The sequence below is a fragment of the Paenibacillus sp. FSL K6-1217 genome, assembly GCF_045040735.1.
Lineage (GTDB): Bacteria > Bacillota > Bacilli > Paenibacillales > Paenibacillaceae > Paenibacillus_AQ.
Map to the genome: position 1 here is coordinate 7305959 of NZ_CP150271.1, position 23799 is coordinate 7329757.

Sequence of the window (23799 nt, forward strand, 5' to 3'; positions counted from 1 at the left end):
ATGAATCTGTGCACAGCATTCGCTCCGCTGTCAGCCCGGAGACAAGCGCTCAGGCCTCCAAGGCCTTTTTGCCGAAAAAAGCCTTCAGCGCCTGATAGACTTCCTTCTTATCCTTAATCACATAATGCATGAACTGCTCCTGCTTCAGGTGGCGGTAGGCGGACATCAGGGTGCTGCTGCGGTTGTACTGGTTCACCTCGCCGTAGCCGAACATGTTGCTGCGCTTCAGCAGCTCGCCGATCAGCTTGACACAGCGTTCATTGTCGGAGGTCAGGTTGTCGCCATCCGAGAAATGGAAGGGGTAGATGTTGTACTTAGCAGGCGGATAGCGGCTGTCGATAATCTCCAGTGCTTTCTGGTACGCCGAGGAGCAGATCGTCCCCCCGCTCTCTCCCCGGGTGAAGAAGTCATGCTCGCTGACCTCCTTGGCTTCCGTATGATGGGCCAAGAATACGATATCCACCTTCTCATACTGGCGGCGCAGGAAGCGGGTCATCCAGAAGAAGAAGCTGCGGGCGCAGTATTTTTCAAAAGTACCCATCGAGCCCGAGGTGTCCATCATGGCAATAATCACGGCATTGGAGTGAGGGACCGTGATGTCATCCCAGGTTTTGTAACGCAGATCATCGGGGCTGATGCTGTGGATTCCGGGATTCCCGCTGCTGGCATTGCGCCGCAAATTCTCAAGTAACGTACGCTTTTTGTCGATGTTCGACATCATGCCTTTTTTGCGGATATCGTTGAAGACGATGGATTTGACCTCAATCTCTTCCTTATCTTTCGGCTTCAGATGGGGCAGCTCCATGTCCTGGAACAGAATATCCTCGAGATCCTCCAGATCAACCTCGGCCTCAACGGTATCTGCTCCTGGCTGATCCCCGGCTTTATCCCCTTTGCCCGGCTGGGCAGACTGGGGATCGCGTCCAAGTACATCACCCACCTGGCTCTCCCCGTCCCCCTGGCCGACATGCTTCTGCTTGCGGAAATTATAGATAATCCGGTATTCATCCAGACTGCGGATCGGCACCTTCACAATCTGCTTGCCGCCCGACAAAATAATGTTCTCCTCGGTAACCAGATCGGGCAGATTGCCCTTGATGGCTTCTCTGACCTTTTGCTGGTGACGCTCCTGATCCTGATGGCCTTTGCGGTGAAGGGACCAGTCTTCTTTGGATACGACAAAAGCGTATGGACCGGACGGCTGGGACAAGGATGACCACCTCCCATGGACTGTATGAATCGGTATTGTCACTACGAAGACTAAGACTAAGCAGCAGGTTGTAACTAAAGTATATTCAGGGAGATGGGGGATATGTGAGCTGTATTATTCACTGATTTCTTCAATGAGCAGCTTGTAGCTGTTAGAACGGGCTTCGCCGGAGTACCGGCGTCCATCGATGGTGAACAGATACAAGGCGGCTGCAGAGCCTTGAAGATCCTTGCCCATATAATCCATATTGATTCTCACAAAATAAGTCAGGGTGACAGTCTGCCCGGCTTGCAGCGTTCCCAGAGTGACCGTTCCGCTGTAAGGCGTACCAGGTACAGCGATGGCGCTTAGGGTAACGATATCGGGATCAATGACGGTCCCCTGCGGCACAATCCGGATCACCGAGACCTCAGCCGGATAATTCCCGCTGTTGGACACGTAAATGTTGAATTCCGCGATGCCTCCAGGCTCGACAACAGGCGGCTCTCCCTCAATTTGAATCGAGATGATGGGCATGAACAGCAGGGTGGTCACCGTATTAGAGCGGGAGAGCTGCCCGACATTGCGCCCGTCCGGAAGAGAGAACGTATACTGGACCACTCCCTGATTCTGAATGGCCGGAGTCTGGCGGATATCGGTGGCGCCCGGAATCGATACGAGAAAATCGACCACTACGACAGCGCCTGCCCGTAAAGTGCCCAGCGGGATTCCGTCTCCGGGACGGACGCCCTTCTGGGGAACCCCGTCGATACGGACGCTGTCCCAGACGAACAGTACGCCTGGCGGAATGGCGTCTGTCAGCAGTGCGTTCACAGCCAGATTGCCGCTGTTCTGAACAGTGAACTCGTACCTCAAGTTGTCACCGGGCGCTGCGCTGTAGAGATCGACCTTCAGGCTTGCCGATAATCCGGGCTGGATGACCGTAATCTGTACCGTATTGCTTGTGGTGGAGGTTCTATTGTCATTGGCCTCATAAGAGACCTGTGCGCTGGCTATAATTACTGATCCTGGAGGATTCGAGGCTACCCGTACACGGTAGGAGACCTCGGCGGCTGAGCCTGCAGGGAGTGAACCAAGCCCGATGCCTGCAGCCGGGTCAGCTTCAGGGAGATAGACCCCGCCTGCAATAACGCTTCCGGGAAGGAATGAGGTGCCTTCCGGAAGCGGAAGAGCGGCGATGACTCCGGTCAGCGGCCGGGTGCCTTCATTCCGGAGCTGAAGCGTATAGGTGACGACATCCCCAATGAAGGTAGTAGGGGTGCTGGCCGAGAGCAGTGAAGACAACTGGTAGGATAGGAGAGAGACACTGACCGGATTGGAGCGGATCTCTCCGTTCACCGTTCTTCCCTCAGGTGTGTTGAAGGAATACGTGCCGACCGCTCTGTTATGCAGCGCCAGTGAAGGCGGAAGCGAGATGACAATGACCTGGAAGGCAATACTCACACCCGAATGTGGTGCGAGTAAGCCCAAGGGAATGCCGGAAGACGGAGTGACCCCCGGCAGGGGGACTCCGTCTCTAAGCACGCTGTTGGCAATGAACGACACTCCCGGGGGAAGCACATCCGTGATGGTGACATCCGCCCCGGTATTCCCGCTGTTCCTGGCGGACACGATGTAGACGAGCGTCTCCCCCAGGGAGGCGCTCGGGCGGTCTGCTTGCTTTTGCAGCGATAATACGGGGCCCACAACAAACGTATTGACGGTATTGGAATAGGTGACCGAGTCTGTTCCCTCAGCCGAGCTGTACAGAACCATAGACTGATTGCTTACGACAGGCTGGAGCCGTGAGCCGTCTGTCATATGACGATGACCTCAACCTGGAAGGTTACCGTTGTGGTCGCTCCCGGGGCGATCGTCCCGATCGTGATACCGGAGCCCGGATTGGCTCCGGGACGCGGAGTGCCGTCCACAGTTACGCTGCCTGCAACGAACTGGCTGCCGGCCGGGATCGGGTCAACAAGGACCACATTGTTGACGGGAACAATGCCGTTGTTGGTGACGGCAATCGTATAAGTGATGATATCGCCGACAACCGCATCGACAGCCGGAGTGCTCTTGACTGCAGTTACGTCCGGTGAAGAGACCGGTATAACCAGCGTATTCGACACGCTTGATCCGGAGAGCGAGCGGCCATCCGGCGGCGTGAAGGTGAAGGTCGCGGCAGCCTGGTTCACCAGCTGCTGCGGTGAAGGCAGGGAAGCCAGCGTTACCTGCAGGGTGACGAGCAGGATAACCGTGGCACCTGCTGCAACCGTGCCCAGATTGATGCCGGTAGTCGGATCGGCGCCGGGAACGGGCTGGCCGTTAACCAGTACGCTGTTCGGAATGAATACAGCTCCCGCAGGAATGGAGTCTGTCAAGGTGACGACAGCCGCAAGATTGCCTGTATTGGTGACGCTGAGTGAATAGGTGACGGTATCCCCCACCGTCGCATTCGTGGTATCGGCAGCCTTCAGAATGCCGATAACCGGCTGGAATACCGGAGTGACCAGCGTATTGGAATAAGAGGCACCCGAGAATGCGCCGGAGGTGAAACTGACGGAAGCCAGATTGCTTAGTGTGGCCGGATTAGGCAGCGTATTGACCAGGATGCTGAAGGTAACCAGAACGGTAGCCCCCGGAGCTATGGTTCCCAGCGAAATCCCGTTTGCCGGATTGCCCCCGGGCAACGGAGTGCCGTCCACGACCACGCTGCCGGCTACAAATGAAGAACCGGCCGGAATCGGATCGCTCAGCACGACATTGTTAACCGGTGCAATGCCGTTATTGGTGACGGCGATGCTGTAAGGAACGGTATCCCCCGGGACTGCATCGATTACAGTGGTGCTCTTGGCAACCAGAACATCCGGCGAGGATACCGGGATCAGGTTGATGTTCGAGCTGGCGGACTGGTTGAAGACGCGTCCATCGGGCAGCGTATAGTTGAAGGCGAGGATGGCCTGATTGCTAAGCTGCTGGCTGGCCGGCAGCGTGTCGATCACTACGGAGAACACTACGGTCAGCGCTGCACCGGCTGCAATACTGCCCAGGGTGATTCCGGTAGCAGGATCAGCACCCGGAGAAGGAAAGCCGTTAATCAGTACACTGTTCGGAACCAGAGTTGTACCTGCCGGAATCGTATCGGTCAGCGTGGCTGCGGCCGCATAGTTGCCTGAATTGCTTACATTGACGGTATACACAATGGTATCGCCTACCGTTGCATTTTGAGCGCTTGCGCTCTTGGCTGCAGCGATGATCGGCTGGAATACCGGAGTGGTCACAATATTGGAGAAGGCCGCACTGGACAGGGCGCCGGAAGTGAAGCTGGCCGAGGATTGATTGTTCAGTACCCCGGAAGATGGCAGCGCTGTAACCGTTACGCTGAAGGCGACGGTGACGGAAGCACCGGGAGCGATACTGCCCAGGGTCACTCCGGTAGCCGGTGAAGCGGCGGGGCGGGCTATGCCGTCTACAAGCACGCTGCCCGGAACGAAGGCAGTCCCTGCAGGCAGAGCATCTGTGAATACCACATTATTGACTGTCGCAATGCCATTGTTGGTTAAGGTTACAGAATACGTGATGGTGTCTCCGATATTGGTTGCGGTGGTCGCCGTTGTTTTGACAACTGCCAGATTCGGGTTCGAGACCGGCAGGGTCACGGTATTGGTGAGGGTAGAGTCTCCCAGGGTTCTTCCGTCCGGCAAGGTGAAGCTGGAAGCCACGGTTCCCTGGTTGACCAGAACCTGCGGCGATGGCAATGAAGTGATGACCACCGAGAATGTGACGGCTACAGTCGCTCCCGGAGCGATGCTGCCTGCGGCGATTCCGGTGGAAGGATCGGCCTGCGGCAGAGGCTGGCCGTTAATCAGCACGCTGTTGGTCACAAAGGTAGTACCGGCCGGAATATTGTCCGTGACCGTCAGGCTGGCTCCATAGTTGCCCGTATTGCTGATGTTGATGGTGTAGGTCACGGTATCCCCGACTGTGGCATTGGTGGTACTTGCAGCTTTGGCTGCTGCGATCAACGGCTGGAAGACAGGGACCGCCACAGGGTTGGAGAAGGTCGAGCCGGCGAAGACACCGGAGGTATAAGTAACCGTCGCCTGATTGTCTATGGAAGCATCGCCGGGTATGGAGGTGACAGTGACGCTGTACGAGACGACTGCAGAAGCCCCGGAAGCAAGTGTGCTGACTGAAACCCCTGAAGCCGGATTGGCATTCGGAAAAGGCACCCCGTTCACCGACACGCTGCCCGGCACAAAGGTGGCCCCGTCCGGTGCCGGATCACTGAGGATCACATTGTTCACCGGATCGATCCCGTTATTCGTAATATTGACGGAATACGCAATCGTGTCACCGAGTGCCACTGAAGTGGAGGTGGTGCTCTTGACCACCGACAGGTTGGGGGCAGAGACGGCGATGGTTACGGTATTGGAGACGGCGCTGCCGCTGAGCAGCCGGCCGTCAGGCGGCGTGAAGGTATAGGTGGAGGCAGCCTGATTGACAAGCTGCTGCGGTGAAGGCAGCGACACGATGAAGACCGTGAAGCTGACAGACACACTTGCCCCGGGAGCGACGGTTCCGACAGTGATTCCGGTATCCGGTGCAGCTCCCGGCTGAGGGAAACCGCCGACAATGACACTGTTGGGGTCAAAGGTGGTGCCGGCCGGGATGTTGTCGGTTACCGTAACATTGGCCGCAAGGTTACCGGTATTGCTGACCACAACGGTATAGATGACCGTATCGCCAACTGTGGCGTTCAGGTCACTGGCGCTTTTGACAAGAGAGATCTGCGGCTGTGTGACCGGTGTGGTGGTGACATTGGACGATGAAGAGCCGGAGAAGACCCCGGAGGTGAAGCTGACGGTGGACTGGTTATTGACCTGTGAAGGAATCGGCATGGTTATTCTCACCTCGAATGTGACGGCAACGGAGGCTCCAGGGCCAAGGCTGCCGATTGGGATGCCGGCGGACGGAACTGACAACGGCTGGGAGACGCCGCCGACAATTACGGTTCCGGGAAGGAACGCTGCATTCTCTGGCAAGGGATCGCTGAGAATGATGTTGCTGACAGAGGTAATGCTGTTATTCGTCAGCACGGAGGTGAACGTAAGGATGTCACCGGTCACGGCATCCATGGCATTGACGCTTTTGACGACACTGACGTTCGGTGCCGAGACGGGAACCGTGAGGGTGTTCGACACGGTGTTACCGCCAAGCTGACGCCCGTCCGGCAGTGTGAAGGTGAAAGAGGCGGCGGCTGAATTAAGCAGCTGCTGATTCGGAGGCAGCGCTGTGACTGTAACAAGGAAGCTGACCACCACGCTGTCTCCGGGAGCAAGCGGCCCAACGGGAATTCCAGTTAGGGGACTGTACCCCGGCAGCGGCGTCCCGCCTATGCTTACGCTGTTGGTCTCGAATACCGTCTGCGGCGGCAGCGTATCGGTCAGATTCAGCATGGCTGCGATATTGCCGGTGTTGCTGGCCAGGATGGAGAAGGAGAGCAGGCTGCCGACCGAGGCCTGGGCAGGGCTTGCGCTTTTGACTAGTCCAATGACCGGGATGAAGACTGGAGTAAGCACTGTATTGGATAAGGCTGTTCCGCTGAACGTACCTGCTGTAAATGACGCACTGGCCCGGTTGCTGAGCTGAGGCGGGCTTGGAACAGAGTTCGCATTAACCTGGAAGACAATGATGCTTGTGGCCCCCGCAGCAAGTGTGCCGAGGGCAATCCCGGCATTCGGACTGGCAGACGGAACGGCGGTCCCGTTCACCGTAACGCTTCCCGCCACGAAGGCACTGCCTGCCGGAGCGGGATCGGACAGCACTACATTGTTAACAGCTACACCGCTGGGGTTGGATACGGAGACGGTGTAGGTCAGATATTCACCTACAGCAACTGAGGAGAGATTGGCATTTTTGAGAATCGTGATGTTGGGGGCAGAGACCGGAATTGTCACTGTATTCGATACACTTCCGCCGGACAGGGAGCGTCCGCTGGGCAGCTGATAGGTATAGCTGCTGGTGCCCTGGTCTGTCAAGGTTGCCGGAGACGGCAGGGACTGAACGGAGGTCAGGAATGTGACCGTCAAGGCGGCTCCCGGGGCTACGGACCCGAGCGGGATACCGCTGGCCGGAGAGTCTGAGGGACGGACAACGCCGTTCACTGATACGCTACCGGCGACGAAGGCGGACCCGGATGGAATCGTGTCGGTCAGGGTCACCGTTGCTGCGAGATTGCCGGTGTTCTGCACCTGCAGCGTGTACTGCACATTTCCTCCAACAGTGGCGCTGCCGGGGCTTGCACTTTTGACGATACCGATTACCGGCTGGTATACAGGGGTGAGGGTTGTATTGGACTGTGTAATGGCGTTGAATGTCCCCGAGCTGTAAGAGGCCGATGACTGGTTGGCGAGCTGGCCGCTGCCCGGCACAGAGGTGACACTGACCTGGAAGGTTACCGTTACACTGGCCCCCGCAGCAAGGGTACCCACGGTAATCCCTGAAGCCGGATCAGCGGAGGGCCGGGAGCTGCCGGCTGCCACAACACTTCCCGGCACGAAAGAGCTGCCGGCGGGGATCGGATCGGAGAGCACGACATTCGTCACGGCTTCAATTCCATTATTGGTGATCACTGACGAATATAGCAGGGTGTCGCCTACGGCGGCATCCGGGAAGCTGGCGCTCTTGACGATGGAGACATTAGGCAGTCTGACCGGTATGGTGAGCGTATTGGAGGCTGCCGTACCGTTAACGGTCCGTCCGTCAGGAACCAGGAAGGAATAGGCGGCTGTAGCCTGGTCAACGAGCTGCGGAGGAGAAGGCAGGCTGTTCACCAGCACACGGAACTGGACTACCCAGCTTCCTCCGGCCGCGATAGTACCGATAGCGATACCTGCGGCAGGATTGCCAGCCACGGGAGTACCGTTTACCGTAAAGCTTCCCGGAACATAGGTGCTGCCCGCAGGAATGTTATCCGTGAGTGTAGTGGTGGCACCGATATTGCCGGTGTTGGCTATCTGCAGCGTGTAGAGAATCTGATTCCCAACGGTTGCGTTAGTTGTATTGGCGCTTTTGACAATGCCGAGAACCGGAGAATACACCGGCAGCGATTGTGTATTGGATGGAATCACCCCGCTCACAATCGGGCCTCCGGCCACACTCTGGAAGGTGAAGGCAGCGTTAGCCGTGTTGGGCACAAATTGCGGATTCGGCAAGGAAGTCACCCTGGCTTGATAGGTAACCGTTATGGAAGTGCCCAGAGCAAGTGATCCCAGCGGGATGCCGGAGGTGATATCATAAGTCGGCCTGGCAACGCCAGCCACCACCACACTTCCTGTGACAAAAGTAAGACCTGCCGGTAAAGCATCCGACAATACAACACTGGCTGCGCTTGCCGTACCGGTATTACTGATGGTCACGGTGTAGGTGACCAGATCACCAACGATGGTACCGGCGACATTTGCGCTTTTGGTCAAGGAAATCTTGGGTGCATTAATGTCAATTTGCAGCCCGTTGGCGTTAACGACATACGCATCGCCCGATGTAGTCAGGGTCAGGAGTGCAGAGGACTGGTTATTGACCAGGCGTGCAGAGACATCCACATTCGTGATATCCCAGCCCTGCCGCCCGCCGACAATGTTGGAGCCCGGACTGCCGTTGGTCTGATTGCGGGTGCCGAACGTGCCGGTCGTATTCAGATTGCCGGTATCATTGTTAATCTGCGAGGCGAAGAAGTTGCCCGCAAAGTTATTAGGCCCGGACAGGGCGGCCTGGGTGGCGGAGGTAGGGCCGAAAAGCGCCTGGTCTCCCGAGCGGTTGGCATCTCCTTCCTGGGCGCTGAACTGGATGCGTCCGCCCAGCGCACCGGTGACGGGGGTGGCGAACCCGGTAATCGTTGTAACTACCGGTGCCGAGGAGGCCTGGACAAGGACAGCGCCGGCGCGCAGTGACATGTTGCGGAAGGGCAGCGATGGATTCTGATAGATGACGGCGAGTGTCCAGCCGGCATGGTTGGCTGTAGAATCACCGGGAATTACGATCGTCCCGGCTACACCGCCGGTTACATAGGTTCCGGCACCAGAAGCTTGAATGGTGCTGGTCACATTGGCGGAACGGACATAGGCCAGTGCCCCGCTTCCCAGATCCACTGAATTGGCGGTAGCTGAATCAGGGATTACACTGACCGTGTTCCCAAGCGGTGTAGTGAAGGATACCGGGTTGTTGATTACCGCAGTAAGGTTAACGTTACCGTTAACGTAGGAGCCGCCCCAGATCAGCTCGGCATACAGCACCGTGCTTCCGGCAGGGAGAACCAGAATGGCTGCCGAACTGTTGCTCTGGTAGAGGTTTGTAGTGCCGGCAGGATAAGTGCCGAATACAGATGCTGTATTGATCGTAGAGAAGCCTCCGATACTGTCCTGTGTACCCGGTACACCGGCAGATTCAGAGCGGCTTAGCCCCAGTGTGTTGCCTGTGAAGGTGATGGCGCCTGTTGCATTTACCGTAGACCGAACGACTAGAGGAATAATTTTCACCTCCTTTAAAATGAATGCTATAGACAACGAAAAAAAGCAGACCGGCTCCTGGGGGAAGCCGATATGCCATCTTGCTTGTGTTGTATTAGCCTATGTTCAGTGCTTTGCAATCTTGTATGTCCACCCCGATATTTATAACATATATTTCCGGTTCTGCAGCCGGAGCCTGCGTTCCAGCAGCGTACGCGGTTCAGGCAGCACCTTCCGGCTCATTGCTTCCAGTTCCTCATCCGTAATCTCCCGCTTCACTACGGCGAAGTGGTACATAATTTCATGAATGACATTGGACTGCAGCGTCTTCAGGACCTCGAGCTCTTCCGTATCATACAGATTGTCGTCAAACGGATATTGATAGAACAGCTCCATCCGCAGCAGCCTGAAGTCAAATGGCGGCAGCGGCACAGGATAATCCGGGATCTCCGGGCACAGCGGGCTCAGATAGGGCTGGAAGAAGCGGCCGGTGAAATAACGGGGGGTATATTCATCGAATTTTTGCTTAAACATAGGGTTGGAGGCATGCGGGAAACTATGGGCATAGGGTGATAGGATACATACAACGGCCTGGTGGGTGCTGATTCTATAAATCTCTGACATCGCTGCAAACAGATCGTTCACATAGGGCATAACCCGGCTGGCCATGACGAATTCAGCCGTATTGTCGGGCAGGGGGATTCCTTCGCAAATATCGCAGACGATATCCACTCCGGGGTACTGTGTGCGGTCGATGCCCAGATACCCGGATTCTTTGCCGAGGCCGCAGCCGATATCGATTCTCAAGGGATACCACTCCTTCAAATGCTGAATAAGGCTCTTCACTATTGTATTAGTCCGGCGCTTCTGTGCGTACGGCTGATGCCCAGCCCGTAACGGCAAGTTTACACTACCCGTCTTGCGGGGTAATCCTTAGGTAAGGTAAGCAGCACACAATTAACAGAGGAGGTAACATCATGAGACGACAACATACGCTACCTGCAATGGCAGCAACGGCTGTATTGATGCTCACCCTGACGGCTTGCGGCGGGAACAGTCCGGCTGAAGCCCCCGGAGTATCGTCGTCGGCAGGCTCTTCAGGGGTCCCTGTCCAGACGAAGGCGGTACCGCTGGCCAGTCCGGTGTTTAAGCCAAGTCCTTCCGCAGCAGCAGTGTCTGAGAAGATTCAGGGTTCAGGCACTTATGTCGGGCAGATGGATACCCATTCCGTGGAGATTGTGACAGAAGAAGGGCCGACGGCCTTTGAACTCGGTGCCGGTACAGCGGATGCGCCGGAACTGCTTGAGATGGATGATCCCGTGGTATTTACCTATGTGGAAAAAATAGTCGGAAATGATCCTGTCGTGATTCAGCGGGTACTGTCCAGTCTGACCAAAGCGGACAATCCGGCAAAGTAGTACCCGGAACCGGGACTGCAATGGCGAAATACCCTAAGGGTATCCTCCTGTTGCAGTCTTTTTTGCTGTCTTTGAATCCGGTCCCAAAGGTTATTTTATTGTAACCGGTGCAGAGAGAAACTTTTTCCACCCGGCTTGCGTCAAAGAGATAGCAAAATGAGATAGGTGTCCAATCCGGGAGGGTGAGCTTGTGAAAAAGTTATGGATTTCGATTGTAGCAGGATTATTGGTGTTACCGATGTTGTTTCAGGCTCCGGCCCAGGCAGCAGCAAAACCCATCAGAGTTATTATTGATGGAGTGACCTTGTCCACAGATCAGCCGCCGGTAATGGTGAACGGACGGACAATGGTTCCGCTGCGGGCGATCTTCGAAGCCTTCAATGCCGACATCAAGTGGAATCAGAAGACACAGACTGTGACTGCTTTCCAGAATGATACAACGATTGTACTCAAGATTGGCTCCAAGATTGCCACGATCAACAACAAGGCAGTCAGCCTTGATGTACCGGGTCAGAATCTGAAGGGCCGCACAATGGTTCCTACCCGGTTCGTAAGTGAAGCGCTCGGCCGCGAAGTCGGCTGGAACCCGGGTGCGCAGATTGTAACCATCACGACTCCGGTTCCGGTAGGCGGGAATGCGGCTCCGGTATCAGGAATAGCTGCCCAGGATATCAGCGATTACGGGGACGGACGGGATCTGCAGGTCAGCTTCAACCGTGCAGCCGATGAGTCGCTGGTCGATCACTACCGTGTGCTTATCGCCAAGACCGGCACTACACTGAATCTGTCATCTGCCCTGGCAGTAGGGTCCAATAACTACTCCGTTGCTCTGGTAACAGGAGCGAACCCTGCCGTGAAGCTGAACGCTGACGCCAGAACGATCGACGGCGACCTGATTAAGAATAATCAGGGCTATACCGTATACGTAGTGACCGTCGGCAAAGGCAATAATACCAGTGCCCTGTCCAGTGCGGCGGCGGTAACATTGCAGAACAAGGCAGTTCCGGCACTGGGCACCCTTCAGGTGAAGGATACCAGTGATTACGGGGACGGGCGGGATCTCTCCGTCAGCTTTAACAAGCTGGCTGATGAGAGCAAGATAAGCACTTACCGGATCTTCGTAGTCAAAGCGTCGAATTCCACCGTGTTTGACCTCGGTAGAGCGAACGCGGTTACTGGCAACAATTATACGCAGATCAACAAGACGGGGAACAATATCAGCATGAATCTCTCCTCCGGCTCCAGAGATACCGATGGAGCGCTGATCAAGACAGGCGTCAGCTACCGGGTATATGTACTGGCGGTTGACAGCAGCAATGCAGCGAATAATGTGCTGTCCCCTGCTTCAGCAGCCCTTACACTGGCCAATGCAGGGGTATCCAACCTGAATGTGACCGATGTGAACGACTATAATGACGGCCGGGATTTGAAGGTTACCTTCAACCATGCCTCAGATGAGACTAATATCAGCCAATACCGCATTCTGGTGGTGCCAACTAACTTGTACAGCACCTTCGGCCTGAGTGATGCGAATAACGTCTCCAGTGCCAATTACACGGCTGTAGGCACATCGGGAGGTTATACCGAACAGATTCTGAACGCCTCCAGCAGAGATGTGCGCGGTTCCCTGATCAGGAACGGTACCAGCTACAGAGTGTATGTACTCGCGGCAGGCTACGGGAACAATTCGGGCTCGAATGTACTCTCTGCCGCTTCTCCGGCGATAACGCTGGCGAATACCTCCGGCCTCAGTGCCATATCGAATCTGAGTGTGAGCGATGTCAGCGATTATGGAGACGGCCGCGATCTGCGGGTATCGTTCACGCATGCCGGAGACGAATCCTACATCAGCCATTACCGGATTCTGGTGGTGCCTATGAACTATTACAACAGCTTCAGCCTGTCGGATGCGAATAATGCGGGGAATTATACTACGGCAAGCACATCCGGCAACAGCACCAATCAGGTGCTCGATAGCGCAGCCAAAGACGTACGCGGCGCAGCCATCAAGCCTGAAATCAGCTACAGGGTATATGTATTGACTGTCAGAAACGGCAGCTACCAGGGAGCTAACGTGTTGTCGGAGGGATCGGCAGCCATCAGCTTATCGGCTAAGCTTCCTGTCACCTCCGTGACGAATGTGACCTACGGCATGGATAACGGTAAAGTAGTGGTTAACTTCACCAAGTCCGCCCGCGAGTCGAATCTCTCCGAATACCGGGTATTTGTGGTCCCGTCCAAGCAGAGCTTCGGTACGGCCGAAGCCCTTAACGTACAATCGTCTTACTATAGATCAGCAGTCCCTAACGGAAGCAATCTCTCGGTTGCGGCTGCAGCGAGGGACATCAACGGTAATCCGGTGGTCAAAGGCACCAAATATAAAGTATATGTGCTTGCCGTAGCCAACAGCTCAGGCGTGCAGAACGGCGGACTGTCCGATTCAAGCGATGAGTTCGAGTTCTAAGCGTCCAGGCCCCTGCTTATAGGACAACACAAAAACACAGCATGTCCCGGTGTGAGGGATATGCTGTGTTTGCTGTAGAGCGGATATCAGGACGCTCCGGCGTTCACCAGAACAACGGATAGCAGGAGCATGAACAGGAGCAGGAAGGCGGCGTTGACGATGGTGCCGATGACAGCGAATACCTTGCGCCGTCTGCGCAGGGTCAGACCGATAATACCGGTAACCGCCCCGATCACATTCACGGCGACAAGGATCAGCATGGATAAGCCCAGATACATGATCGTTTCTGCCGAACCGGCAATCAGCATTTTATTCTCATTCATGAGAGAAGCTGCTTGGGCTCCTACATACACGAATATTATGGCGTAGCAGACCAAGGTAAGCAGAGCAATTACGAACGAAGCAATACCGGGGCCGGAGTGTTTGTAGTCGCGTTTGTTCTCCTGGTATACGTAATCCGGGTTCGTGTCGTGTTCTGAAGAGTCCCATCTTGCCGGCTCAGCTGCGGTAGTGTCCGGTTTGGGAGGTGAATGATAGTCCATAGGCTGCACTCCTTGGGATATAGTAGATTACTACCACTTTTTCACAACCTGGCTTCAAATGCAAGTCTTCAGGGCATGAGCGCCGCAAAAAGTTACGGCTGGCAATCGGCAGAGCAGATACGATAAGATAGTAGAAGTTCAACTGGAGTGAAGGAGCTGTGAATCCATGCAACGAAGATTAATGGGCTGGGGAGCCTTGCTGGGTATGCTATCTGTGGCAATCGGCGCGTTCGGATCGCATATCCTGAAGCCTGTAATCAGTGAGCACTATCTGAAGGTGTATGAGACCGGTGTCCAGTATCATATGTTCCATGCGCTGGCACTGATACTTATCGGGCTGACTGCCGGCCAGTGGGGCGAAAGTGTCCGTCTGCGCTGGGCAGGGCGGCTGATGGTTGCCGGGGTGATCCTGTTCTCGGGCAGCCTGTACATTCTCAGTATTTCCGGTATCAAGGTTCTCGGAGCCATCACTCCTTTGGGAGGCGTATGCTTCATTGCGGGCTGGATCTGCCTGGCCCTGGAGGCCTTCTCGCGCAAGAAGTGAAGTGCGGCAGGAGCAGCGTATTCGCCGCAAAAGCACCAAGACGAAGAAGCACCCGCCCCGGAACCCGGGGCGGGTGCTTCTAACGTCTTACAGGAACTCATCGATTTCATTAAGCTTGAAGGTGTAGACCTGCTTCTCATCCACATGGTACACACTCAGCGAATTCTCCGTTTCGTCAAAGTTCAGAATACGGCAGGGCATGGATACCTGCTTGCCATGCCGGTTCGCGCGCAGCCGGACCAGCTGGTTATTCTGAATGTACTGCCTGATTTTGCCGAAGACATCAGCAGGAGTTTCTACCGGTGCTGTGTGCGGCTTCTTGGCGGCGGGTTTCTCCGCAGGCTTGGCTGCCGGAAGATCTGCCGGCTTGTCCGGCAATTTCACCGGCACCGGAGCGGGTGTGAAGCCATCGGTCTTCAGAGCCAGCTTGGCGGACTTCAGCAGGTGATCAATGGCTCTGCCAAGCTCCAGCCCGGAGTTGATGTTGAAATCAGTGACTTTGTCGCTGGAATTCAACATTTCAAGCAGGTACTGCAGCGCAAGCGGGTTCGTGCGGGCATTAATCAGGATGTCGACATTGAACAGATAATTGCCGTCGGTATGTTGTAGTTTCTTATCCATTAATCCCCCAAATTTATCGTTAGTCACGATTACATTAATTAAATTAGTAATATAAACTATATCATTAAACAGGTGAAAATTATATACCCTCCTGCTGAGAAATAAGGACTTACGGCCCTCCGTTTTTCTCCAGGAACTAGGACCATCGTCCACACGGGCCCCGAGCCGGAAGCATAACCTACTAACGTGAATGTGAAAAGAAGGAGGCGCTGCAAATGGTAACGTTAGAGCCTATGCAGGTGGGCGACCATGTCCTGGTGGGTGTTGAGGTGAAGCTGCCCAAAACTACACTGCTCAGCATCAGCACAGATAAAGGGTATATCATGTGCGGGGCGCTGGATATAGGACTGCTGAACGAGGTGCTGAGCGACCGGCAGATTATTGCGGCAAGAGCTGTCGGGGTACGCACTCTTCCTCAGCTGCTGGCCGCGCCGCTTGAGTCTGTAACTATAGAAGCACAGAAGCTGGGAATTGTGCCGGGCATGACCGGTGCAGAGGCCCTGCTGCTCATGATGTAAGGCGCGTAGCGGTGAGTAGTCAGCCATGGAGCTTTCCGGCCCCATGGCTGATTTCATTTTGCCCCTGAACAGCATCATTTAGCATAACCGGAGCTTGCTTGGTTCATCCTACGGGTTAGGACGGAAGCTTGCCTTGGGCGGGCGGGAAAAAGGGCTTGTCCGGTGTCCATCTTGTTTCGCCCTCCAGGCAAAAGGGTAAATGGAGAATAGACAACTGCAAGGCCGGACAATGGACAAGCAGCCGGCTAAATTCAATGGATAAGGAAGGGATCATCTCATGGCTAAAGCATCAAACAAAGTGAACACCGCTTCATTGGAACAGGTACTTAACCGTCAGGTAGCCAACCTGAACGTATTGTATGTGAAAGTGCATAACTATCACTGGTATGTGAAGGGTGAGCAGTTCTTCGCCCTGCATGTGAAGTTTGAAGAGCTGTATGATGATATCACACTCAAAATGGACGAAGTGGCGGAGCGCATGCTGAGCATCAAGGGCAGCCCGGCAGCTACGATGAAAGAATATCTGGAAATTGCAACCATTCAGGAAGCCACAGGCAAAGAAGATGCCCGGGGGATGGTTCAGGCGCTGATCGAGGATTTCGCTACAGTGGCGGAAGAGCTGACAGAAGGCATTGAGCTTGCTGAAGAAATCAGCGACCAGCCGACAGCGGACCTGTTCATCAAGATCCGCACGGACCTGGAGAAGAACCAGTGGATGCTGCGCGCTTTCCTGGGCTGAGTGCCGGATAGATGTCCAGAATGAAGAAGAGGAAATAAAGCCTCCTGCGGGAGGCTTTATTTTTTTGGACTATGATCAATCATCGTTTGAACAAATTTCAGGGAAGCCTGCAGCTCCGGCTCGGTGAAGGAGGTCATGGTCTCGAGAAATTTCTGTTCAAGATGCTCATGCATCCTGGCGTGGATGTCGAAGAGCTGTCTGCCTTTAGGGGCAAGGCTGAAGTACACCTCTTTCTTGTTGTCGTTCATCCGGCTTCGCTTGATGCAGTCATCCTGCAGGAGCTTGGTGCTGATTTTGGTGATGCTCGCCTTGGACAGCTTCATTTTGTCCGCGATTGCAGTACTGTTAATTGGCTCGTTATTGCCGATACAATCAAGGACATGAATGCTGGTTAGACTGGTTGATGAGAACGTAATCCCGTACTCCTGCAGGAGTTCTGCAACAGCATTCTCCTCCGCGGCAAAATACTCTTCGGATAAATGGGTTAAATGGATAAAACGGTCATACAGCAGGCGCTTAAGTCCTTCGGCTGGATACATGGGGCGGAGCCACTCCTTCTTGTATTTATTAAATCTATTCTAATCGATTTTTGTTCATTAGTAAACTATTGATTGGGAAACTTGATTTTTATAGATATTTAGTTAATCTAAAGGACTTGACTGCTATAATAATGGATTGACATTCCCCGTTTTCGGAAATATAGTTTACTGGTAAATCATTTTTTTGTATGCCAGACTATATCCGGGGAGGAATGAGAGTGAAGAATGTCTCCGGAACTATAAGAGAACGGCGGACTGTCAGGAGATTTAGCGATGTGCCGCTTCAGCAGGAAGTGATTGTATCTTTACTGAATGAAGCCGCCGGTTTATACGAGGCCGAGGGCACACCGCAATGGCGCTGTCTTTACTTCGGTACACCCGGGTCCCGGGAAGAGCTGGCTGAATCCATGATGGCGAAGGTGAATGAAAGCAATCTTGGAAAGCTCCTTCCTGCCAAAATGAAAGGTCTTTTGAAAAAACAAATCACGGCTACTCCCGCTCATATCATCTTTATTGCTGAAGCCGCCGAAACGCAGCAGCAGCGGGATGTGAATTATGCTGCAGTCTGCAGCATTATGCAGAACGTTCAGCTGCTGGGCTGGGAGCAGGGACTTGGCATGCTGTGGTACTCAGATCCCTTGATTCTGAGCGAATCGTTCTATGAGCTCATCGGTTGGCGGGAAGGTGAGAAGTTTGCCGGAATGCTGGAAATCGGCTGCTTCGACAAAGCGCCGCGAGGACGAAAAAGAACACCGGCAGAACGGAAATGGACAATCATCGGCGAAGACAACAGCCAGCTTGCGGATGCCGCCCCTTTCTCCGCATACAATGTTCTGAGGCTGCTGAACGAGGCGGTCTGGGCGCCGAATGATGGCATGCGGGAACCTTGGCGGTTCATCTATGTGACGGGGGATAAGACAGGGGCCGCAGGCAACCTGCTGTTCTCTGACGAAGCGCCTTCACTGCCATTCCTTCTAGTAGTAGCCGCAGAAGAGACGGACCCGCACAAGCAGAACGAGGATTATGCAGCGGTGTGCAGCTTGATACAGAATTTTCAACTGCTGGCCCGGTCCGAAGGGTGGCACTTACGCCGCAGGATTCCGAAATGGGTCTATGACCGGAAGCAATGTGAGTCCTTCGGGCTTCGTCCGCTGGAACGGATCGTTGCAGTGCTTGAATCGGGGGAATATAAGCACTATTCAAATTCCGGGTTTTCTTCGCCTACCGTGAAGATAACCATTAATTAATTTGATAAAAAAGGGCCGATGTAATAAAATTAGTGAGAATCATTGATAATCATCCTGATTCACTTTATAATAATTACAATGTGATAAAAAATCTAAATGCTTGTAATCAGGGTTAACCTGTGACAATACAACTTTCTGATTTCGCAAATCGATCAATGGAGGGAATAATAATTATGGCAGCAGAATTTGTCATTGAGGGACTGAAAGCGACGATTGAAGGAAAAGAAATTCTAAAGGGGATTAACCTTCAAATGAAGGGCGGGGAAATCCACGCCGTGATGGGACCGAACGGTACTGGTAAAAGTACACTGGCCTCAGCTCTGATGGGTCATCCCAAGTATGTGGTTACAGAAGGCACAGCTATGCTTGAAGGGGAAGACCTGCTGGAGATGGCAGTGGATGAGCGCGCCCGCGCCGGGCTGTTCCTGGGTATGCAGTACCCAAGTGAAATCAGCGGAGTGACGAACTCCGACTTCCTGCGCAGTGCGATTAACTCGCGCCGTGAAGAGGGCAGTGAGATCTCCTTGATTCGCTTCATCCGCCAGATGGAAGCCAAGATGAAGGAACTGGATATGAACCCTGAATTCCTGCACCGTTATCTGAATGAAGGCTTCTCCGGCGGGGAGAAGAAGCGTAATGAAATTCTGCAAATGATGATGCTGGATCCCAAGATCGTCATCCTTGACGAAATTGACTCCGGCCTTGATATCGATGCACTCAAAATCGTTGCCGACGGCGTGAACTCCATGCGCAGCCCGGAACGCGGATTCCTGGTTATTACCCACTATCAGCGGTTGCTTAACTATATCAAGCCTGACTATGTGCATGTCATGATGCAGGGACGGATTGTGAAATCCGGCGGTCCTGAGCTGGCACAGAAGCTGGAAGCAGAAGGTTACGAATGGATCAAGGAAGAGCTCGGCATTGAAGACGAAACTGTAGGACAAGAAGCTTAAGAAACGCTGGAAGGAGGAAACCACTTATGACGACGCAAACCATTCTTCCCGTGGACGCGCAGCAGCTCAGCACTTGGTCGCAGAGCAGCGGTGAACCGGGCTGGCTGAAGGACAGCCGCTTGAAGGCTCTGGAACTTGCCGCTGAGCTTGAGCTGCCGAAGCTGGAGAAGACGCGGGTTGACCGCTGGAATATCAACAACTATGGGACATACAAGCCAAGCGAGGCGCTGGCGGCACTTCAAGAGGCACCGGCCTCTATTGCCGGGCTGGTCGAGGGGCAAGAGGAAGGCAGCCTGATCATTCAACGGAATTCAGGTGCCGTATATGCGCGCCTGGCTCCCGAGCTGGCAGCGCAGGGCGTTATTTTCACCGATTTGCAGACGGCAGTCAGAGAGCATGGAGATCTGGTTCAGCGTTATCTGCATAAGGCAGTATTGCCTGATGAGCACTCCATTGCCGCGCTGCATGCAGCGCTATGGAACGGCGGGGTATTCCTCTATGTTCCGAAGAATGTCATCATTGAGACCCCGCTGCAGGCGGTGTTGCTCACGGATGATGCCGAAGCTGCTTTTGCACCCCATATTCTGATTGTTGCCGATGCTAACAGTTCATTAACCTACGTGGATAACTATGTATCGGATAAGTCTGAAGCGGGTCTGCATAACGGAGCGGTTGAGGTATTCGTCGGTGCTGGCGCTACCGTTAGATACGCTACCGTGCATCAGCTGGGACAGGACACTACGGATATTACGTACCGCCGCGCCGTTGTGGAGAATGACGGTACTATCGAATGGATCATCGGTGAGATGAACTATGGCGATACAGCCAGCGATACGAAGTCTGTGCTGAAGGGCAACGGCTCGAGCTCGGATGCGAAGGTCATTGCAGTAGGCTCCGGCTCACAGAAGCTGAGCTACACTACACAGGCCCAGCATTTTGGACGGAATACACCGAGTGATATGATTACCCGTGCCGTTATGCGGGATTCAGCAACCTCGATTATTAACGGAATTACCAAGATCGAGAAGGGCGCTACCCGAGCTGATGGACAGCAGACAGAGAAGGTGCTGATGCTGAGCCCCAAAGCGCGCGGAGACGCCAACCCGATCCTCCTTATAGATGAAGATGATGTCACCGCAGGCCATGCCGCTTCTGTAGGACAGGTCAATTACGAGCAAGTCTACTACCTGATGTCCCGGGGATTATCGCGGCATGACGCAGAAACACTGATCATCTACGGCTTCCTTGCACCTGTTGTGTCGCAAATTCCACTGGAGGGACTGCGCAATCAGCTCCAATCTCTTGTGGAAAGGAAGTTAGGCCAATGATTAGCAGCCACATCCGGGAGCAGTTTCCCATACTGAACCAGAAGATCAACGGCCATCCGCTGGTCTACCTGGACAGTGCGGCCACTTCACAGAAACCGCGCCAGGTTATTGAGGCGGTCAAGTCTTACTACGAATGGGATAATGCCAACGTACACCGCGGGGTGCATACCCTGGGGAGCCGGGCAACCGATGCGTATGAAGGCGCCCGTGAGAAGCTGAAGAATTTCATCAATGCCCGCAGCGTGAAGGAGATTATCTTCACACGCGGTACAACGACCGCGCTTAATATTGTAGCCTCCTCCTATGGTCCTTCCGTCCTGAAGGAAGGGGATGAGATTGTGATTACCCAGATGGAGCATCACAGCAATTTCATTCCCTGGCAGCAGCTGGCCAAGAACACCGGGGCGACCCTGAAATTCCTGCCGCTGCAGAAGGACGGGACGATCACACTGGAGGATGCCGAGCAGACGATAACCGCTCGGACCAAGATCGTAGCCATCGCCTATGTATCCAATGTCATGGGGGTTACCCATCCGATCAAAGAGCTTGCCGCGATTGCCCACCGGAACGGCGCAGTCATTGTCGTAGACGGGGCACAGAGCACACCTCATATGAAGGTGGATGTGCAGGAGCTGGATTGCGATTTCTACGCCCTGTCCGGCCACAAGATGCTTGCGCCTACCGGAATCGGTGCGCTCTACGGCAAGAAGGCGCTGCTGGAAGCTATGGAGCCCGTTGAATTCGGCGGCGAGATGATCGATGATGTCGGGCTGTATGAGTCTACCTGGAAGGAGCTGCCGTGGAAGTTCGAAGGCGGAACACCGATCATTGCAGGTGCCGTTGGCCTCGGGGCAGCGATTGATTTCCTCCAGGAGATCGGAATGGATGAGATCCACCGCCACGAGATGCAGCTTGCCGCTTATGCGGAGCAGCGGCTGTCGGAGCTCAGTGATCTGACGATCTACGGTCCCCGCAACCGGCAGGTGGGAGTAGTGACCTTTAACCTCGGGGATGTCCATCCGCATGATGTGGCCACCGTGCTGGATGCGGAAGGTGTAGCTGTCCGCGCAGGACATCACTGCTGCCAGCCGCTCATGCGCTGGCTGGAGGTCAGCTCTACCGCGCGGGCCAGCTTCTACCTGTATAATACCGAGCAGGATGTAGATTCGCTGGTTCAAGCCTTAATCAAGGCAAAGGAGTACTTCAGCTATGAACTTGGATGACTTATATAGACGCGTAATTATGGATCATTACAAAAATCCCCGGAATCGCGGCTCATTTGAAGATGACGCACTTAAGATCGAACTCAATAACCCGACCTGCGGCGACCGCATTACGCTTCAGCTTAAGGTGGAGGACGGCGTCGTCCAGGACGCCCGTTTCAGCGGCGAGGGCTGTTCCATCAGCATGTCGTCGGCTTCGATGATGACGGAAGCGGTCAAAGGCCAGTCCATCGCGCATGCGCTTGAGATGGCAGACAGCTTCTCCTCTCTAATGAAGGGTGAGGAAGCAGATTTCGGAGACTACGAAGATATTGAAGCCCTGTCCGGTGTTAATAAATTTCCTGCGCGGATCAAATGTGCCACTCTGGCCTGGAACGCGCTTCGCAAAGGCATAGAAACGTAAAAAAAGCTCATCAATAACATTACACTCAAGGAGGCTGACACCATGGCTAAGAAAGCGCCTGATATGGAGGAATACCAGTATGGGTTCCGTGACGAGCACAAGTCGATATTTCAGTCTGGTAAAGGACTCACGGAAGAAATCGTCCGGGAAATCTCCGCGATCAAGAACGAGCCGGAATGGATGCTTGAATTCCGCCTGAAATCCTTGGAGCAGTTCCGCAAGATGCCTATGCCTAAATGGGGCGGCAATCTGGACGATCTGGATTTCGAGGATATTCAATATTACGTAAGACCTTCCGAGAAACAGGGCAAGACCTGGGAGGAAGTTCCTTCCGAGATTAAGGAGACCTTCGACAAGCTGGGCATTCCGGAAGCGGAGCAGAAGTTCCTGGCCGGTGTCTCTGCACAGTATGAATCTGAGGTAGTCTATCACAGCATGCAGCAGAACCTTGAAGATCAAGGGGTTATCTTCACGGATACAGATTCCGCGCTGCGTGATCACCCTGAATTGTTCAAGAAGTTCTTCGGTACGATCATTCCGCCGGCAGACAACAAGTTCGCCGCACTGAACAGTGCCGTATGGTCCGGGGGCAGCTTCATCTATGTTCCGAAGGGTGTGAAGTGTGAAGTTCCTTTGCAGGCTTACTTCCGCATCAACTCCGAGAACATGGGGCAGTTCGAGCGTACCCTGATTCTGGCGGATGAAGACAGCTTCGTGCATTACGTGGAAGGCTGTACCGCACCGATCTACAGCACGAACTCCCTGCATAGTGCAGTGGTTGAGATTCTCTGCATGAAGAATGCCCGTGTCCGTTATACAACCATTCAGAACTGGGCACCGAACATCTATAACCTGGTGACCAAACGTGCGGTAGCCGAAGAGAATGCTACGATGGAGTGGGTAGACGGCAACATCGGCTCCAAGCTGACAATGAAATATCCAGCGGTTGTTCTTAAAGGCCGTGGAGCCAAGGGTTCTGTCTTATCCATCGCGGTAGCAGGCAAGAACCAGCATCAGGATGCAGGCGCCAAAATGATTCACTTGGCACCGGATACCACTTCCACCATTGTGTCCAAGTCGATCAGCAAGCATGGCGGCAAAGTCACTTACCGTGGACTCGCCTCCTTCGGCCGCAAGGCGGAAGGCGCGAAATCCAATATCAAATGCGATACGCTCATTCTGGATAACGAGTCCACCTCGGACACGATTCCTTACAATGAGATTATGAACGATAACATTGTGCTTGAGCATGAAGCCACGGTCTCCAAGGTTTCCGAGGAGCAGTTATTCTACCTCATGAGCCGCGGCCTCACCGAAGCCGAGGCCACGCAGATGATTATCATGGGCTTCATCGAGCCGTTCACCAAAGAGCTGCCGATGGAATATGCGGTTGAGATGAACCGCCTCATCAAATTCGAGATGGAAGGGTCTATCGGTTAACCCGAAGCCTCATCCATGAGCCAGGCAATATCCTAGACGTGTTCCTTGAATCTTAATGGCCTAAGGCCGGAGATTCGGGGGCACGTTTTTTTGTATGGGGACTCATAAGCGCTTATGTCAT

The 23799-nt window shown here is 54.3% G+C and carries 18 protein-coding genes; 11 read left to right on the top strand and 7 right to left on the bottom strand.

Annotation, left to right across the window (positions count from 1 at the left end; translation table 11 throughout):
* Positions 1–49: 49 nt before the first annotated feature.
* From yhbH to MHH28_RS31955, 4 genes are all read right to left on the bottom strand, one after another.
* A complete protein-coding gene (gene yhbH, locus MHH28_RS31940) occupies positions 50–1210 on the bottom strand; it encodes a sporulation protein YhbH (protein WP_405109725.1) in 1161 nt (386 codons plus the stop codon).
* A 114-nt stretch (positions 1211–1324) separates the two neighbouring features.
* Positions 1325–3010 (bottom strand): hypothetical protein, encoded by a 1686-nt coding sequence (locus MHH28_RS31945; protein ID WP_405109728.1) that lies wholly within the window; start codon positions 3008–3010, stop codon positions 1325–1327.
* Positions 3007–9726, bottom strand: a complete 6720-nt coding sequence (locus MHH28_RS31950) for a hypothetical protein (protein WP_405109731.1) — start codon at positions 9724–9726, stop codon at positions 3007–3009. Before MHH28_RS31950 ends, MHH28_RS31945 begins: the two co-directional genes overlap by 4 nt.
* Positions 9727–9858: 132 nt before the next feature.
* Positions 9859–10503: a methyltransferase domain-containing protein gene (locus tag MHH28_RS31955; protein ID WP_405109734.1), complete on the bottom strand. Its 645-nt coding sequence runs from the start codon at positions 10501–10503 to the stop codon at positions 9859–9861.
* Between the two features lie 170 nt (positions 10504–10673).
* Here MHH28_RS31955 and MHH28_RS31960 point away from each other — a divergent pair, with 170 nt between their 5' ends.
* Both MHH28_RS31960 and MHH28_RS31965 read left to right on the top strand, forming a co-directional pair.
* Positions 10674–11114 carry a hypothetical protein gene (locus tag MHH28_RS31960; RefSeq protein ID WP_405109737.1) on the top strand — a complete coding sequence of 147 codons (441 nt, stop codon included), beginning with the start codon at positions 10674–10676 and terminating at the stop codon, positions 11112–11114.
* Between the two features lie 190 nt (positions 11115–11304).
* The gene (locus MHH28_RS31965) at positions 11305–13578 is read left to right on the top strand and encodes a copper amine oxidase N-terminal domain-containing protein (protein WP_405109740.1); all 2274 of its coding nucleotides are present in this window, start codon (positions 11305–11307) and stop codon (positions 13576–13578) included.
* An 86-nt stretch (positions 13579–13664) separates the two neighbouring features.
* Here MHH28_RS31965 and MHH28_RS31970 read toward each other — a convergent pair whose 3' ends face one another.
* Positions 13665–14120, bottom strand: a complete 456-nt coding sequence (locus tag MHH28_RS31970) for a hypothetical protein (RefSeq protein ID WP_405109743.1) — start codon at positions 14118–14120, stop codon at positions 13665–13667.
* A 166-nt stretch (positions 14121–14286) separates the two neighbouring features.
* Between MHH28_RS31970 and MHH28_RS31975 the strand changes: the two genes are divergently transcribed.
* On the top strand, positions 14287–14664 hold the full coding sequence (locus tag MHH28_RS31975; RefSeq protein ID WP_405109746.1) for a DUF423 domain-containing protein: 378 nt from the start codon (positions 14287–14289) through the stop codon (positions 14662–14664).
* An 87-nt stretch (positions 14665–14751) separates the two neighbouring features.
* Here the strand turns inward: MHH28_RS31975 and MHH28_RS31980 are convergent, their stop codons facing one another.
* Positions 14752–15285, bottom strand: a complete 534-nt coding sequence (locus MHH28_RS31980) for a hypothetical protein (RefSeq protein ID WP_405109749.1) — start codon at positions 15283–15285, stop codon at positions 14752–14754.
* A gap of 215 nt (positions 15286–15500) precedes the next feature.
* Here MHH28_RS31980 and MHH28_RS31985 point away from each other — a divergent pair, with 215 nt between their 5' ends.
* Together MHH28_RS31985 and MHH28_RS31990 are read left to right on the top strand one after the other, a co-directional pair.
* Entirely contained in the window at positions 15501–15803 is a 303-nt protein-coding gene (locus tag MHH28_RS31985; protein ID WP_405109751.1) for a YunC family protein, read from the top strand.
* 277 nt (positions 15804–16080) lie between these two features.
* Positions 16081–16542 carry a Dps family protein gene (locus MHH28_RS31990; RefSeq protein WP_405109754.1) on the top strand — a complete coding sequence of 154 codons (462 nt, stop codon included), beginning with the start codon at positions 16081–16083 and terminating at the stop codon, positions 16540–16542.
* 56 nt (positions 16543–16598) lie between these two features.
* Here MHH28_RS31990 and MHH28_RS31995 read toward each other — a convergent pair whose 3' ends face one another.
* Complete coding sequence (locus MHH28_RS31995; RefSeq protein ID WP_405109757.1) at positions 16599–17081, bottom strand: MarR family transcriptional regulator; 483 nt, start codon at positions 17079–17081, stop codon at positions 16599–16601.
* Positions 17082–17299: 218 nt separating this feature from the next.
* Here MHH28_RS31995 and MHH28_RS32000 point away from each other — a divergent pair, with 218 nt between their 5' ends.
* The 6 genes from MHH28_RS32000 to sufB all read left to right on the top strand — a co-directional run bounded on the left by MHH28_RS32000 (position 17300) and on the right by sufB (position 23678).
* Complete coding sequence (locus MHH28_RS32000) at positions 17300–18328, top strand: nitroreductase family protein (protein WP_405109760.1); 1029 nt, start codon at positions 17300–17302, stop codon at positions 18326–18328.
* A gap of 173 nt (positions 18329–18501) precedes the next feature.
* A complete protein-coding gene (gene sufC / locus MHH28_RS32005; protein ID WP_405109763.1) occupies positions 18502–19284 on the top strand; it encodes a Fe-S cluster assembly ATPase SufC in 783 nt (260 codons plus the stop codon).
* A 26-nt stretch (positions 19285–19310) separates the two neighbouring features.
* Positions 19311–20612: a Fe-S cluster assembly protein SufD gene (gene sufD / locus MHH28_RS32010; protein WP_405109766.1), complete on the top strand. Its 1302-nt coding sequence runs from the start codon at positions 19311–19313 to the stop codon at positions 20610–20612.
* Complete coding sequence (locus MHH28_RS32015) at positions 20609–21835, top strand: cysteine desulfurase (RefSeq protein ID WP_405109768.1); 1227 nt, start codon at positions 20609–20611, stop codon at positions 21833–21835. The genes sufD and MHH28_RS32015 overlap by 4 nt, the downstream gene beginning before the upstream one ends.
* A complete protein-coding gene (sufU, locus tag MHH28_RS32020; RefSeq protein WP_405109771.1) occupies positions 21822–22238 on the top strand; it encodes a Fe-S cluster assembly sulfur transfer protein SufU in 417 nt (138 codons plus the stop codon). Before MHH28_RS32015 ends, sufU begins: the two co-directional genes overlap by 14 nt.
* Before the next feature lie 42 nt (positions 22239–22280).
* On the top strand, positions 22281–23678 hold the full coding sequence (sufB, locus tag MHH28_RS32025) for a Fe-S cluster assembly protein SufB (protein WP_405109774.1): 1398 nt from the start codon (positions 22281–22283) through the stop codon (positions 23676–23678).
* Positions 23679–23799 lie beyond the last annotated feature (121 nt).

Bases quoted from the DNA above. Each gene is read 5' to 3' on its own strand.
- MHH28_RS31945 (WP_405109728.1), bottom strand. From the start codon at position 3,010: ATGACAGACGGCTCACGGCTCCAGCCTGTCGTAAGCAATCAGTCTATG.
- MHH28_RS31960 (WP_405109737.1), top strand. From the start codon at position 10,674: ATGAGACGACAACATACGCTACCTGCAATGGCAGCAACGGCTGTATTG.
- MHH28_RS31970 (WP_405109743.1), bottom strand. From the start codon at position 14,120: ATGGACTATCATTCACCTCCCAAACCGGACACTACCGCAGCTGAGCCG.
- MHH28_RS31975 (WP_405109746.1), top strand. From the start codon at position 14,287: ATGCAACGAAGATTAATGGGCTGGGGAGCCTTGCTGGGTATGCTATCT.
- MHH28_RS31980 (WP_405109749.1), bottom strand. From the start codon at position 15,285: ATGGATAAGAAACTACAACATACCGACGGCAATTATCTGTTCAATGTC.
- MHH28_RS31985 (WP_405109751.1), top strand. From the start codon at position 15,501: ATGGTAACGTTAGAGCCTATGCAGGTGGGCGACCATGTCCTGGTGGGT.
- MHH28_RS31990 (WP_405109754.1), top strand. From the start codon at position 16,081: ATGGCTAAAGCATCAAACAAAGTGAACACCGCTTCATTGGAACAGGTA.
- MHH28_RS31995 (WP_405109757.1), bottom strand. From the start codon at position 17,081: ATGTATCCAGCCGAAGGACTTAAGCGCCTGCTGTATGACCGTTTTATC.
- sufC (WP_405109763.1), top strand. From the start codon at position 18,502: ATGGCAGCAGAATTTGTCATTGAGGGACTGAAAGCGACGATTGAAGGA.
- sufD (WP_405109766.1), top strand. From the start codon at position 19,311: ATGACGACGCAAACCATTCTTCCCGTGGACGCGCAGCAGCTCAGCACT.
- MHH28_RS32015 (WP_405109768.1), top strand. From the start codon at position 20,609: ATGATTAGCAGCCACATCCGGGAGCAGTTTCCCATACTGAACCAGAAG.
- sufU (WP_405109771.1), top strand. From the start codon at position 21,822: ATGAACTTGGATGACTTATATAGACGCGTAATTATGGATCATTACAAA.
- sufB (WP_405109774.1), top strand. From the start codon at position 22,281: ATGGCTAAGAAAGCGCCTGATATGGAGGAATACCAGTATGGGTTCCGT.